Origin of the sequence: Streptomyces sp. NBC_01092, assembly GCF_045039535.1 — a bacterium.
Lineage (GTDB): Bacteria > Actinomycetota > Actinomycetes > Streptomycetales > Streptomycetaceae > Streptomyces.
On the sequence record NZ_CP108659.1, the window covers coordinates 2,309,294 to 2,322,375 of the forward strand.

The window sequence follows — 13,082 nt, forward strand, 5'->3', positions numbered from 1 at the left end:
ACAAGACCCGTAAGAAGGAACCTAGTCAGGCGTTCGATCCAGACACTCCACCCGGACCTGCAGCTTGTCAGGGCTGAGGGTCATGCGAGGTTCGACGTGTGGTGGTTGATGGTCGACATGCGAGAAACGCCACTGGGCCACAATCGTGGACAGGGCCAGTGTCGCCATGGTCATCGCATAATTGTCGCCGATGCACTTGCGCGCCCCTCCGCCGAACGGAATGAAGGCGCCGCGCACATGTTGCTGGCCCGGAAGCCAGCGGTCGGGATCGAAGCTGCTGGGGCGCGGATTGAATCGTGCATCGTGGTGGATGAGATACGGGCTGTAGATGAGGGTGGTTTCGGGGGGGATCACGGTGTCCGCGAGCCGGGCCTCGGTGGCGGTCGTTCGAGTCAGGATCCATCCGGGCGGGTAGATGCGTAGCGTCTCGGTGATGACCCGGCGTGCCAGGTCGAGCCGGGGAAGATCATCCCACGTGGCGTTTCGGGTACCCAGTACCTCGGCTGTCTCGGTGCGCAATCGCTCCTGGACATCGGGGTATTGGCACAGAAGATGCACAGCCCACGTAAGAGCCACGGCAGTGGATTCGATGCCGGCGACGAGCAGGGTCATGATCTGAGCGTGGATCTCGGCGTCACCGAGGGCTCCTCCCTCGTCGTCATGTGTTTTGAGGAGCATCGACAGCACATCGCCGTGGGTCTCATGGTCTTGCCGGTACATGCTGATGGTCTTGCTGACCGCGGCCCACGCTCGGTTGCGAGCCCTCTCGTAGCGCAAGTTCGCAGGGAGCGGAAGACGACTCAGCAAAGGTGGGAGGACAGCATGCTGGTAGATACCTCGGAAGATATCGGGTAGACATTCCTTCACGGTCTCCACAGCGGGTCCCGCGGCGTCAGCCGTGAACAGCGTTCGAGCAATGGTGCCACTCGCGAAATTGTACATCTGCGGAGCTAAGTCGATGACCCGTCCGTCGCTCCAACTGGTTTTGAGCGTACCGATTTGTTCGGTCATGATGGCGGCGTATTCACGCAGGCAAGCACGCGAGAAAGCTGGCTGCAAGCTGCGTCGCTGTCGCCGGTGGGCACTGTGGGGGCATGAGGCAAGGCCGTTCCCAAGCGCATTCCCGATCCGTTCGATGAGGGGTCCGCCCTTGTCGTAGATGCGGTCATGCAGGAGAACCTGCTGGACGAGCTCAGGCCGGCATACAACGACGGCCCTTTGTGGACCTAGTCGTATCTGCACCAAATCGCCGTAGGAGGGGAGGGCGTTCAAGAAACGCAGCGGGTCACGGAGCAGGGGAAACAGGTGCCCGACGATCGGCAGTGCCCCCGGCGCCTGGGTGATGCCTTCACGCTTTGTTGCCATGGTGTGTTGGCCCTTCTTTTCGATCCAGGATGTTGGCGGGACGGCATTTCAGCCGCTCTGGTTCGAAGGTCAACCGCAACTACCCCCGCGCACGCTCCTGACTCGGGAGCAACATCTGCAGGTGAGCATGCTGTTCATCCGACTCGCCCGAGCTGGCGGGAATGGCGTATCGGGTGGTGTTCCCGTACCACTCCAGGCATCCGTTCGTCCACTGCCGCATCCCGGCAGTTACCCTCAGAACCTCTTCCCGGTCGCCGGGCCGCACGCCGCGACTCGCTAGGAACGGCGAGAGCTGCTCTTCGGTGACCAGGAAGTCGGCCACTCGCCTCCGAACCTTGGCAACGGACGACTTGAACGCTTCCGTCAGCGAGATTCCGGCGGCATGCTGCATTACGATGACGACGTTGTGGAAATCTCCACGCTTGATGTCCAGAGGAACTGAATGTAGGTCATTCTGCCAGGCGACCACATCGCTCGCAGCTTCGACCATTCTCCGGAAAAAGCCCGTCTCGTATATGTCCTCGGGCACCTCCGTGCTCAGGCTGAGCTCGACCAAGTCGAAGCCGAACTCCATGCCCACGGACAATCGCCTGGTCTGGGTAAAACTATCAATCCCCGGAGGAGTGCCGCGGAACCGATTCTCGGACTCCTCGGCGAATCCCTGAAAGAACAGGTCCAGGTGCCGGTTCAGCCGTCCGTGCAGCGCTGGCGAGAGCCTTTCACGAGTACGGACCGAAAGATCCGTGAGCGCCTTGGTGAGCAGAGTTGCCTCTCGCGCAGGGGCAGGGTCTTCGCCGGTATTGATGATGTCCATCAGGCGTCGGTGGACCGGAGTCCAGGCTTCCGGAGTGTCATAGACCTTCAACGTGTGCAAGTCGTCCAGGATGAAGGTGAAGAAGAGCCATTCCGCGCAGAGGCAGAGATCACGGAATGAGGCTTCCGGATAGGTCCAGGCAACAAAGCGCCCATAGCCTGCCTCCAGCCGCTTCCGGCCGCCCGGCGTCTGTGTCAGGCCGAGACTCTCTCCAAGCGAGCGGACGTACTCCTCGATCTTCTCGGTGTACGGGCTTTCGGCCGGGGGGGTGGGCTCCGGATACGTCGGGATCATGGCGAGCACTAGGTCCTCCAGGTCTATGGCGCCGGAGTAGCTGAGGCGGATGAGGTGCGGTCAGGTTGCCTGCTCTCGCGGTGGGTGGCCGGTGGCCACGGGATGCGACGGCAGGACGAGCGGCGGCACAGTCTCCCCTTCCGTGATGGCGCGATCTGGACGCGCCGGCTTCGGCCGTACTCCCTTCAATCACATCGCAGTTGGGTCCGCATCGGAAGTGGGCACCGCTGATCGAGTCCTGAACGCTTTTGACCGTCCAGCGGACGGTCACCGGATCAGGGGGCACCCTTGGGTAACGTCCGTTCAGCCTGCCGGACCAAGGGAATCGTGGCGCTCCAGCGCTGCCGCCAGGTACGAGATCGGGGATCTACCTCCACTGCCGTCGACGGTGCGGCGGCCGAGGACACGCAGCATCGGGCGAGGTCGGACGGCTTTCTCACTCTGGCGGGTGAAGAACGCGCCGAGAGGGGAGACTGGCAGCTGAGCGTTGGCCATGTCGGCTCCCACGAGGTCCACGTCATCAGAACAACGGTGTGTGCAGGGCCATGGGGCTGCGCGGACGACTCCCAGTAGACGCAGGCCCGCCACACGGGACAAGCGATCGAGAGGGGGCGCGTGGAGGTACAAAGGCGATCGCGAAAGCACCAAGTATGGCCGGTTTACCGCATGCACCCTTGAACGTGCTCGTGCGCCGGTGCCAGTGGCAATGAGCCGGAGCGCAGAGGTGATGACCAGCGTGGGGTAACTCGTTCCTTCACGCCCGTGGTCCCCGTGTCGGTACCACATTCCCGCCACCCGTTCCCCACCGTCCGTGAGCGCGGCGCGCACGGTTTCCCCTGCAGCCCGCAAGTGTGCCCCTCGTACGCTTGATGCTGATGAGACGCCGCACTCCGCCCCCGCCCTCTCCCCTGCCGCAGCGCGACGGGGTGGATCCCGTACGTGTGCGCTTGCCGGCCGGGGACGCATGGGTGACCGTGCGGGATCATCTCGTGGCGCGGCTGGCAGCCGGGGCCGGGGTGATCGACAGCATGCTCGACGAGGGGCAGATCGTGGACGCCGCCGGGCGTCCGGTACCGCGGGACATGGCGTACGTGCCGGGGATGTACGTGTGGTTCCACCGCGAGTTGCCCGACGAGGAACGGGTGCCGTTCGCGATCGACGTCGTGTACCAGGACGAGCATGTGGTGGTAGCCGACAAGCCGCACTTCCTTGCCACCACGCCACGCGGCAGCCACGTCATCGAGACGGCCCTGGCGCGGCTGCGGCGGGAGCTGGGAATCCCGGCACTTGGCGCGGCACATCGTCTGGACCGGCTGACGGCCGGGCTGGTGCTGTTCACCGTGCGGCCCGAGGAGCGCGGTGCGTACCAGTCGCTGTTCAGCGACAAGCGGGTGGCGAAGGAGTACGAGGCGGTGGCCCGGTACGACCCGGAGCTGACCCTGCCGACCACTGTGCGCAGCCGGATCGTCAAGGAGCGCGGGGTCCTTGCCGCTCGCGAGGTCGAGGGTGAGCCCAACGCCGTCAGCCGGGTCGAGTTGCTGGACCACCGCGACGGGCGTGCCCGGTACCGGCTGACACCGCGTACCGGGCAGACGCACCAACTACGGGTGCACATGAGCACCTTGGGGGTGCCGATCCTAGGCGATCCCCTCTATCCGGTGGTGACCGACCCCGTGGCGGCGGGTGACTTCCGGCGTCCGCTCCAACTGCTGGCGCGTGCGCTGGAGTTCACCGATCCGTTCACGGGGCGCGAGCACCGGTTCGTCAGCCCGCGCGGACTGCGGGCCTGGTCGTCCTACGACGAGTGGGCCGAGTAACCCCTGGCGCCCCGTCGGGTCAGTCGCCGCGCCACCAGCGCAGGAGGCGCCGGAACATGCCTGGCCGGCGGGTCGGTTCGGGCGTGGCCACCGGCGTCGGAGCAGCGGGCTCCGTAGCCGTGGGCTGCGGCTGCGGCTGCGGCTGCGGCTGCGGCGAGCCGGCCTGCCAGTTGGTCGCGCGTTGCTGCGGAACCGGGTTGGCGGAAGGCGGCTGCATGACGTCCTGCGGGGGCTTGGGCGCGAACTTCACCGGCAGTTCCACCAGGTGCTGGTTCGAGATGGACGCCCGCCAGCGCAGCTCGTGCTCCTCGCAGGCGAGTTGGACATCCGGGAGCCGGGCCAGCAGCGCGTCGACACCGACGTCGGCGATGGCGCGGCCGATGTCCTGCCCCGGGCACTCGTGAGGGCCGCCGCCGAAGGCAAGGTGAGACCGGTTGCCCTGCATGTTGGCCTTGAGGTCGGGGCGGACACGCGGGTCGACGTTGCCCGGCGCGATGCCGAAGATGAGGCCGTCGCCTTTGCGGATCCGTTGGCCGCCCAGATCGGTTTCCTGCTTTGCGACATAGGGAAAGATGGCGCTGAACGGCGGTTCGTCCCACAGAGACTGCTCGACCGCCTCGGGCACCGTCATCTGACCGCCCTTGAGCTGGGCGCGGAACCGCGGGTCGGTGAGTACCACTCGCAGTACGTTGGCGAGCAGGTTGGCGGTGGCCTCGTACGAGACGATCATGACTACGCGCAGGTGCTGGCCGACCTCCTCGTCGGTGAGCCTCGCCGGGTGGTTGATCAGGTGGCTGGTGAAGTCCTCCATGGGTTCGGCCCGGCGGCGGGCGGTGAGCCGCATCAGGGCGTCCATGATGTACGCGTTGCTGGCGATGGCGGTCTCAGTGCCCTTGAGCATGTCGCGGGCGGCCTGCACGATCCGGTCGTTGTACTCCTCCGGCATGCCGAGGATCTCGCACATCACCGCCATCGGCAGATGCTCGGCGAACTGGCTCACTAGATCGGCCCCGCCCTGCTCGCAGAACTTGTTGACGAGATCCTGGGTCGCGCGGTTGATGTAGCGGCGGATGCCCCGGTGGTCGATGGTCGACATGGCGCCAGTGACTGCGCCTCGCAGTCGCAGGTGCTCGTCGCCCTCAGCGTGGCAGCAGATGGGCTGCCAGGCGATGATCGGCATGAGCGGGTGATCGGGCTTGATCGAGCCGTCCTGCAGAGAGGTCCACAACCGGGTGTCACGGGAGAACTGGGAGGGGGTGCCGACGGTGTGCATGTTCTCGGCGTGGCCGAGCACCACCCAGATCGGCACGTCCTCGTGCAACAGCGCGGGAGCCACGGCGCCATGCTCGGCACGCAGCTTCTCGTACACGGCTCCCAGGTCCTCCGCCTCGGGGCCGTACAGCCGGCGCAGCCCGCCAGGGCCGATGCCGTGCGCGGGACAGCCGGGGGGCGGGGTGGCCATGGGCTCGTCCGTACCGGTCGGGAAGAGGGATTCAGACGTCACGATGGTCGCTCCGAAGCTGAAGTGATTCCGGTGTACAGGAGGTGATGGGGGTAGTGGCTCACGCGGGCGCCTTCGCCGTAGCCAGCGCATGCAAGAAGTGCATCAGCGTCATCAGGACATCCCGGCTGGAGGCCCGGCGACGTACGTCGCACTCGATGATGGGGATCTCCTCGGGCAGGTCGAGCGCCGTTCGGAGCTCGGAGGCGGGGTAACGGGGCGCATCCGGGAAGGTGTTGACGGCCACCACGAAGGGCACGCCACGCTCCTCCAGCCTCCCCATGACATCGAAGCTGACCTCGAGGCGGCGAGTGTCGATGAGTACGACCGCGCCCAGGGCGCCGTCGAACAACCCGTTCCACAGGAACCAGAAGCGCTCCTGGCCGGGCGTGCCGAAGAGGTACAGCACAAGCTGCTCGGTGATGCTGATGCGGCCGAAGTCCATCGCCACGGTGGTGGCCGTCTTGGTGTCCGAGCCGAAGTTGTCGTCGACGCCGACGCCCGCCTGCGTCATGGTCTCTTCGGTGGTCAACGGCCTGATCTCGCTCACCGAGCCGACCATGGTCGTCTTGCCGACGCCGAACCCGCCCACGATCACGATCTTGACCGCGGCCTCGGCCGTGTGCGGCAGCTGGTCCTCAGTCCGTGGACCGGGGATGATTTCAGAGCCTTTGAAGTCCATGCATCACCGCTTCGAGAATTGAACGGTCGGCGACGGCCTGGCGCACGATCGGGACGCGCGCCGTCACCAGCCCGGTCGTCAGCATGTCGGTGAGCACGACCGTCATCATGCTGAACGGCAGGTTGAGATAGGCCGAGAGCTCGACCACGGACAGAGGGGTGGTACAGAGCCGGAGCAGCGCCGACTGTTCCGGTGTGGCGGAGGGCGGGGGTTCGGCGCGCGCCACGATTAAGGTGACGAGGTCGATGTCCGCGTCACGCTCACCGCTGTCCGGGCCGGCCACCACGAAGAGCCGTTCCGGGTGCTTCTGGGTTCCGGGTTTGGCGGGCGGCGGAGGCGGTTGTTGCTTCGGGAATCGCCGCTGGCGTTGCGGAGGAGTCATACGGTCTGCCCGTTGCGCCGGGGCGGACTGGTGAGGTGGGCACCGATGCGTGCGACGAGGTCGGACATGCGGTTGCTCATCCGGCCGGGCTCGGCGAACGTGTCGGAGAGGACGGCGAGGTAGGCGTTGGCGCCGGCGGCCATCAGATAGAAGTAGCCGCCATGGATCTCGATGAGGACCATCTTCATCTTGCCGTCGCTCTTCGGGATCTCCGAGGCGACCGCGCTGGCCAGGCTCTGCAGGCCGGCGCAGGCAGCGGCGACGCGGTCCGCGGTGTCCGGGTCGCCGCCGTAGCGGGCGATGCGCAGACCGTCAGCGGAGAGCACCACGATCATCTGGATGCCGGGTACGCCGTCGTGGAGCTCCTTGAGCATCCAGTCGAAGTTGGCGCGCTGCTGGATCACTTGAGGTCCCCCTCGTCGTCGGCCTCGGCGCGGGCCGGTTGGGTTCGCGGTTGGAGTGTGAGCGGGTCGGGCTTGTCCTTGAGTCCGTTCCAGAACGCCTCGACCCAGGCTCCGGGGACGGGCTCGTCCTCCGCCGGCTCGGGTTCGGGCTCGGGATCGGGCTTGTGCGTCGACCAGATGGTCGGCCGGCCTTCCCGTTCGGCCTGCTCGATGGCCGCCTGCTCCGCGAGTCGCTTGCTGAGCGGGGTCTTGACCCGGCTGCGGCGCTGGGGCAGACCGCCCGCGGTCCATTCGGTGACGACGGGGACGTCGTCCTCCATCGAGAGCCCGGCGGGGATCTTCGGGCTGGTGGGGCGCCGCTTCTTGGGGGCGCGCTTGGGACCTTCGAGCGCGTGGGGGTCGTCGGCCTTGGGCGCCGCCCCGGCGCCGATGCCGTGGGCGAGTCCTGGCGCGGGGTCGGTGGTCATCATGTCGCGCGGCACCACGAGGACGGCACGGACGCCGCCGTACGCGGAGGACCGCAGCGAGACCTGCATGTTGAACGCCGTGCACAGGCGACCGACGACGGCCAGGCCCAGGCGCGGGGACTCGACGAGGTCCTGCAGGTCGGTGCCCTGCTTGGCACGCTCGAGCATGCCCTCGACTCTGGCGCGGGCCTCTTCGCTGAGGCTGACACCGGCGTCCTCGATCTCGATCGCGACACCGGTCTGCACCTCGGTGGCGGTCACGTGCACCTTGGTCTGCGGCGGTGAGTAGCGCGTGGCGTTGTCGAGGAGTTCGGCCGCGGCGTGGATGATCGGCTCTACGGAGATACCGGCGATGTTGACCTTGACGATGGAGTCCAGGCTGATGCGGCGGTACTCCAGGATCCGGGACATGGCGCCCCGGAGCACGCTGTACAGCGGTACGGGCTCGGGCCACTGTCGGCCCGGGCGGCCGCCGCCGAGCACGGAGATGGAGTCGGCGAGGCGGCCGATCAGCATGGTGCCGTGGTCGATGCGCAACAGGTCGTCGAAGACCTCGGGGTTGCGGCCGTGGTCCTCCTCCATCTCCCGGAGTTCCACGGCCTGTTGGTGGACGATCGCCTGCACGCGGCGGGCAATGCTGACGAAGGAACGCTGGGCGGAGTCGCGCAGGGCTTCCTCGTGGTCGACGATGTCGACCATCGACTTCACCAACTCCACCTGAGCCGGGGGAAGTTGGGCGTACGACGGGTCGAGCTCGGCAAGGTCGCGCATCACCTCATAGGGGGAACTGCCACAGCGCAGCCGGTGGATCGCGGCGGGCGTGATCTCCCTGGCGAGGCGAGCCATCTCCTCGCCATGGGCGGCGACACGCCGTTCCAGATACGCGGTGTGACGGGCATGGTCGGCTCGCAGGTCGCGCAGTGCGCGGCCGCGGCGCGCGGCTTCGGCCGCGACTGCCAGCACCAGCAGCATGGCCACGGCGCCGCACACACCGACGGCCGTCCGGGCCGGTCCCGCCACCAGGGCGAGGGCGGAGCCGATCGCCGCGGCCATCACTATGGCCGGCAGCAACAGCACGCGTGTGTACGGGAGTTCACGGCGACTGGGCGGGGATTGAACGCTCACCATGTGGGCCCTCTGAAACGAATCGGGTGGGTGTAGGGGGAGCTTGCAGTGGGGTACTTCATGGGTATGTCGGAATGTTCTGCATGTTCGGGAACAAACGCGCGAATACGTCTCAACTCGGTGCGCCGCGGGCGAGCTTAGTCCGACCGGATCATCGCTGTGTCATATTCAGCAAGCACCTGAAATGGGGCGTACGACAGGAGTACGCTCGGCCCCATTTATACGCTCAGGTTGCATTCGCACACGGTGCGTTATGGCGTATGAATGTGCGAAGAGTACTCACCGTGACGGGTGAAGATCGGATCCCGGCGGAGCGGTGGACGAGTCCAGCTCACTCTTGGCGAGCGCGCCGCCCGCGGCCGTGGCGGCGGGCAACTGGCGGTAGGCGTCCCTGAGTTCGGCGCGAACGGCGTGGAAGTCGGCCAAGCGCTCGACGCGCACCTCGGCAAGCAGGTACAGCCCGCCGGGATCGCGCGAACCGCCGTACAGTACGGCCCGCGCCGTCGAGGCCGGAGAAACAGCAAAGGCGAGGAGCTCACCCGCTCCTCGCCACTCTTAACTTATAGCGCACCGGGGGGCTTGCCGCAAGGCCCCCGTCATGCCGCAGAATCTCCGGTCATAGGGCCAGGACCTGCGGAAACGGGAGTCACTAAGTGCGTGTGTTGTTGTCGACCTACGGGTCACGGGGGGACGTCGAACCACTGGTGGCGCTGGCGCTGCGGCTACGGGCGCTCGGCGCTCAGGTGCGGGTGTGCGCACCACCGGACGAGGACTTCGCGCGTCGGCTGGCCGGCGTCGGCGTGGAGATGGTGGCGGTGGGCCCGTCGGCGCGTGCGCTGACCAAGGCGGCGCCGCCCGCGTCAACCCTGCCGCAGCGCGCGGCCCAGATCGTCGCCGCGCAGTTCGAGGCGGTCACCGAGGCGGCCGAGGGCTGCGATGCGCTGGTGGCGACCGGCGTGCCGTCGGCCGCGGCCGGAGCGCTGTCCATCGCGGAGAAGCTCGGCATCCACGCCGTGTCCGTGACCTTCCAGCAGCTCACCCTCCCCTCACCGCACCGCCCGCCGCTGGCCTATCCGGGCCGGCCGCACCCCCCGGAGGTGACCGACAACCGGGCGCTGTGGGACCTGGACGCCCGCAGCATCGACGCGCTGTTCGGTGAGGCGGTCAACACCCACCGGGCGTCGATCGGCCTGTCCCCGGTCGACAGCCTCCGGGACTACGTCATCGGCGACCGGCCGTGGCTCGCGACGGACCCGTTCCTGGACCCGTGGCAGGAGCCGGCGGACTTCGACGTCGTACAGACCGGCGCCTGGACCGTGCCGGACGAACGTCCGCTCCCGGCCGAGTTGGTGGCGTTCCTGGACGCCGGCGAGCCGCCCGTGTACGTGGGCTTCGGCAGCATGCCCATGCACGGGTCGGCGGACGTCGCCGAGGTGGCCGTCGAGGCAGTGCGCGCGCAGGGCCGCCGCGCCGTCATGGCCCGCGGCTGGGCGGACCTGGCCCTGCTGGAGGGCCGGGACGACTGCTTCGTCGTCGGTGAGGCCAACCATCAGGCGCTGTTCCGCCGGGTGGCCGCCGTCGTCCACCACGGCGGCGCGGGCACCACCACGACGGCCGCCCTGGCCGGCGCGCCCCAGGTGGTGGTGCCCCAGCTGGCGGATCAGCCGTACTGGGCCGACCGCGTGGCCGAACTGGGCATCGGCGCCGCGCACGACGGCCCGACCCCGACCTTCGCATCCCTGTCGGCCGCGCTCGGCACGGCTCTGGCACCCGACACCCACGCGCGCGCGACCGCCGCGGCGGCCACGGTCCGCGGCGACGGGGCAGAGGTCGCCGCACGGCTGCTGCTCGACGCGGTCGGCCGAGGCGAACCGTCCGCGTGACCCACGCGAGCGCGAGCCCGCCCGCGTCCACGCGGGCCGTCCGCGTCCGCCCGAACCCCGCGGGACCTTCCGCCGCATCGCCGCACGCCAAGGCCGCCCAGGCGGCCCACGCCGCCCACGACCTACCTTCGGAGCCAAGCCGTGAACCCCCTGACCACCAGCGCTTTCGACCTTCCCGAACGCCTCTCCCCCAAGGCCGACCCGGCACTGATCGCCGCCGACGAGCGGCAGTTCGCCGCGATAGCGGAGTGCCTCCAGCAGTCGATCGCCGAGCTGACCGACCGCCTCACCGCCGTGCGCAAGGCACCGGGTGGCCTCGGCCGGGAGGCGATGGACCGCGACAACGAGGTCCACCGACTGACCGCGCGCCTGCGCACCCTGCGCCGCTTCGGCCTCGACCTGTGCCTCGGACACATGGTCGGCGCGGACAGCTCCGAGCCCCTGTACGTCGGACGGCTCGGCCTGACCGACAGCGCCGGCCGTCGGCTGCTGGTCGACTGGCGCTCCCCCGCGGCCGAGCCGTTCTTCGGCGCGACCCACGCCAACCCGATGGGCCTGGCCAGCCGCCGCAGGTACCGCTGGACCGAGGGCCGGATCAGCGACTACTGGGACGAGGTGTTCGCCTCGGACGGGTTCGCCGGGCATGCCGCGCTCGACGACCAGTCCGCGTTCATCGCGAGCCTGGGCAGCAACCGCTCCCCCAGGATGCGGGACGTGCTCGGAACCATCCAGGCCGACCAGGACGCCATCATCCGCGCGGGATCCCGCGGGGCGCTCGTCGTCGACGGCGGCCCGGGCACGGGCAAGACCGTCGTCGCCCTGCACCGCTCCGCCTACCTGCTGTATTCCGACCCACGGCTCGATCAGCGCCGGGGCGGCGTGCTGTTCGTCGGCCCGCACCGGCCGTATCTGGCCTACGTCTCCGACGTGCTGCCGAGCCTGGGCGAGGAGGGCGTGCAGACCTGCATTCTGCGGGATCTCGTCCCCGAGGGAGCCACGGCGGCCGTCGAGGCCGACCCGGAGGTGGCCCGTCTGAAGTCGTCCGCGGACCTCGTGAAGGCGATCGAGAAGGCCGTCCGCTTCTACGAGGAGCCGCCGGCCAAGGGCATGACGGTCACGACCCACTGGTCCGACGTGCGGCTGAGCGCCGCCGACTGGGCGGTGGCGTTCGACGCGGCCGAGCCCGGTACGCCGCACAACGAGGCCCGCGACCAGGTCTGGGAGGAGCTGCTCACGATCCTGGTCGACAAGCACGAGGAGGACGCCTCGGGCGACGCCGGCGAGGTCTCGCCCGAGCTGGTCCGCAAGTCGCTGTCGCAGAACCGGCAGCTGCTGACTGCCTTCAGCAAGGCGTGGCCGCTGCTGGAGGCGGCCGACCTGGTCGGCGACCTGTGGACGGTCCCGGCCTATCTGCGGATGTGCGCTCCCTGGCTCAGCCGCGAGGAGGTCCAACGGCTCCAGCGAGCGGACGCGCAGGCCTGGACGGTGTCCGACCTGCCGGTCCTGGACGCGGCACGCCAGCGGCTCGGCGACCCGGATGCGGCCCGGCTCAGGCGCCGGCACCAGGGCATCCTCGCCGCCCAGCGCGAGCGTATGACGCAGGTCGTCGACAACCTGATCGAGGCCACGGCGAACTCCGGCGCCGACCTCGACGACGGCGAGGGCCTGGTCATCATGCTGCGGGGCCAGGACGCCCAGGTCAGCCTGGTCGACGAGTCCGAGCTGACCGTGATCGACCCGGACCGGCTGGCCGGCCCGTTCGCGCACATCGTCGTCGACGAGGCCCAGGAACTGACCGACGCGCAGTGGCAGATGCTGCTCGTGCGATGCCCGTCGCGGAGCTTCACCATCGTCGGGGACCGTGCCCAGGCCAGGCACGGCTTCACGGAGTCCTGGCGGGAGCGGCTCGAACGGATCGGGATCGACCGGATCGAGCTTGCCTCTCTGAACATCAACTACCGGACGCCGGAAGAGATCATGACGGAGGCCGAGCCGGTCATCCGCGCCGCACTTCCCGACGCCAACGTGCCGACGTCCATCCGCAGCGGAGGCGTACCCGTCCTGCACGGGCCGGTGTCAGACCTCGGCCCGATCCTCGACGGCTGGCTGGCGACACACGCCGAGGGAACCGCCTGCGTCATCGGCGCCCCCGAGTTCCGCCCGACGGACCGGGTCCAGTCCCTGACCCCGGAGCTGTCGAAGGGTTTGGAGTTCGACCTGGTCGTACTGGTGAACCCGGAGACCTGCGGCGAGGGCATCGAGGGAGCGGTGGACCGCTATGTGGCGATGACACGGGCGACGCAGCAACTGATCATCCTCCGCTGAGCGCACGCCCGCAGGGGCGCGGG

General features: G+C 68.4%; 10 protein-coding genes and 1 pseudogene. 3 read left to right on the forward strand and 8 right to left on the reverse strand.

Going from position 1 to position 13,082, the window contains the following annotated elements:
- Window positions 1-21: 21 nt before the first annotated feature.
- Together OG254_RS10140 and OG254_RS10145 are read right to left on the reverse strand one after the other, a co-directional pair.
- Window positions 22-1,365 carry a cytochrome P450 gene (locus OG254_RS10140; RefSeq protein WP_405579695.1) on the reverse strand — a complete coding sequence of 448 codons (1,344 nt, stop codon included), beginning with the start codon at window positions 1,363-1,365 and terminating at the stop codon, window positions 22-24.
- A gap of 79 nt (window positions 1,366-1,444) precedes the next feature.
- Window positions 1,445-2,473 carry a hypothetical protein gene (locus OG254_RS10145; RefSeq protein ID WP_405594922.1) on the reverse strand — a complete coding sequence of 343 codons (1,029 nt, stop codon included), beginning with the start codon at window positions 2,471-2,473 and terminating at the stop codon, window positions 1,445-1,447.
- A gap of 875 nt (window positions 2,474-3,348) precedes the next feature.
- Here OG254_RS10145 and OG254_RS10150 point away from each other — a divergent pair.
- Window positions 3,349-4,290, forward strand: coding sequence for an RluA family pseudouridine synthase (locus OG254_RS10150; RefSeq protein ID WP_405579698.1), 942 nt, complete (start codon window positions 3,349-3,351; stop codon window positions 4,288-4,290).
- A gap of 19 nt (window positions 4,291-4,309) precedes the next feature.
- Here OG254_RS10150 and OG254_RS10155 read toward each other — a convergent pair whose 3' ends face one another.
- The 6 genes and pseudogenes from OG254_RS10155 to OG254_RS10180 form a co-directional block, all read right to left on the reverse strand.
- The gene (locus OG254_RS10155) at window positions 4,310-5,752 is read right to left on the reverse strand and encodes a cytochrome P450 (protein WP_405594924.1); all 1,443 of its coding nucleotides are present in this window, start codon (window positions 5,750-5,752) and stop codon (window positions 4,310-4,312) included.
- 100 nt (window positions 5,753-5,852) lie between these two features.
- The gene (locus tag OG254_RS10160) at window positions 5,853-6,473 is read right to left on the reverse strand and encodes a GTP-binding protein (RefSeq protein WP_405579701.1); all 621 of its coding nucleotides are present in this window, start codon (window positions 6,471-6,473) and stop codon (window positions 5,853-5,855) included.
- Window positions 6,454-6,855 carry a DUF742 domain-containing protein gene (locus tag OG254_RS10165; protein WP_405579704.1) on the reverse strand — a complete coding sequence of 134 codons (402 nt, stop codon included), beginning with the start codon at window positions 6,853-6,855 and terminating at the stop codon, window positions 6,454-6,456. The genes OG254_RS10160 and OG254_RS10165 overlap by 20 nt, the downstream gene beginning before the upstream one ends.
- Window positions 6,852-7,259 carry a roadblock/LC7 domain-containing protein gene (locus OG254_RS10170; RefSeq protein ID WP_147997043.1) on the reverse strand — a complete coding sequence of 136 codons (408 nt, stop codon included), beginning with the start codon at window positions 7,257-7,259 and terminating at the stop codon, window positions 6,852-6,854. The genes OG254_RS10165 and OG254_RS10170 overlap by 4 nt, the downstream gene beginning before the upstream one ends.
- Complete coding sequence (locus tag OG254_RS10175) at window positions 7,256-8,854, reverse strand: sensor histidine kinase (protein WP_405579707.1); 1,599 nt, start codon at window positions 8,852-8,854, stop codon at window positions 7,256-7,258. Before OG254_RS10175 ends, OG254_RS10170 begins: the two co-directional genes overlap by 4 nt.
- A 312-nt stretch (window positions 8,855-9,166) precedes the next feature.
- Window positions 9,167-9,346: pseudogene (locus OG254_RS10180) on the reverse strand (TetR family transcriptional regulator); the annotation flags it as partial.
- A 164-nt stretch (window positions 9,347-9,510) separates the two neighbouring features.
- Here OG254_RS10180 and OG254_RS10185 point away from each other — a divergent pair.
- Together OG254_RS10185 and helR are read left to right on the forward strand one after the other, a co-directional pair.
- A complete protein-coding gene (locus tag OG254_RS10185; protein WP_405594926.1) occupies window positions 9,511-10,734 on the forward strand; it encodes a glycosyltransferase in 1,224 nt (407 codons plus the stop codon).
- Between the two features lie 141 nt (window positions 10,735-10,875).
- Window positions 10,876-13,059: an RNA polymerase recycling motor ATPase HelR gene (gene helR, locus OG254_RS10190; protein WP_405579709.1), complete on the forward strand. Its 2,184-nt coding sequence runs from the start codon at window positions 10,876-10,878 to the stop codon at window positions 13,057-13,059.
- The last annotated feature ends 23 nt before the right edge of the window (window positions 13,060-13,082 follow it).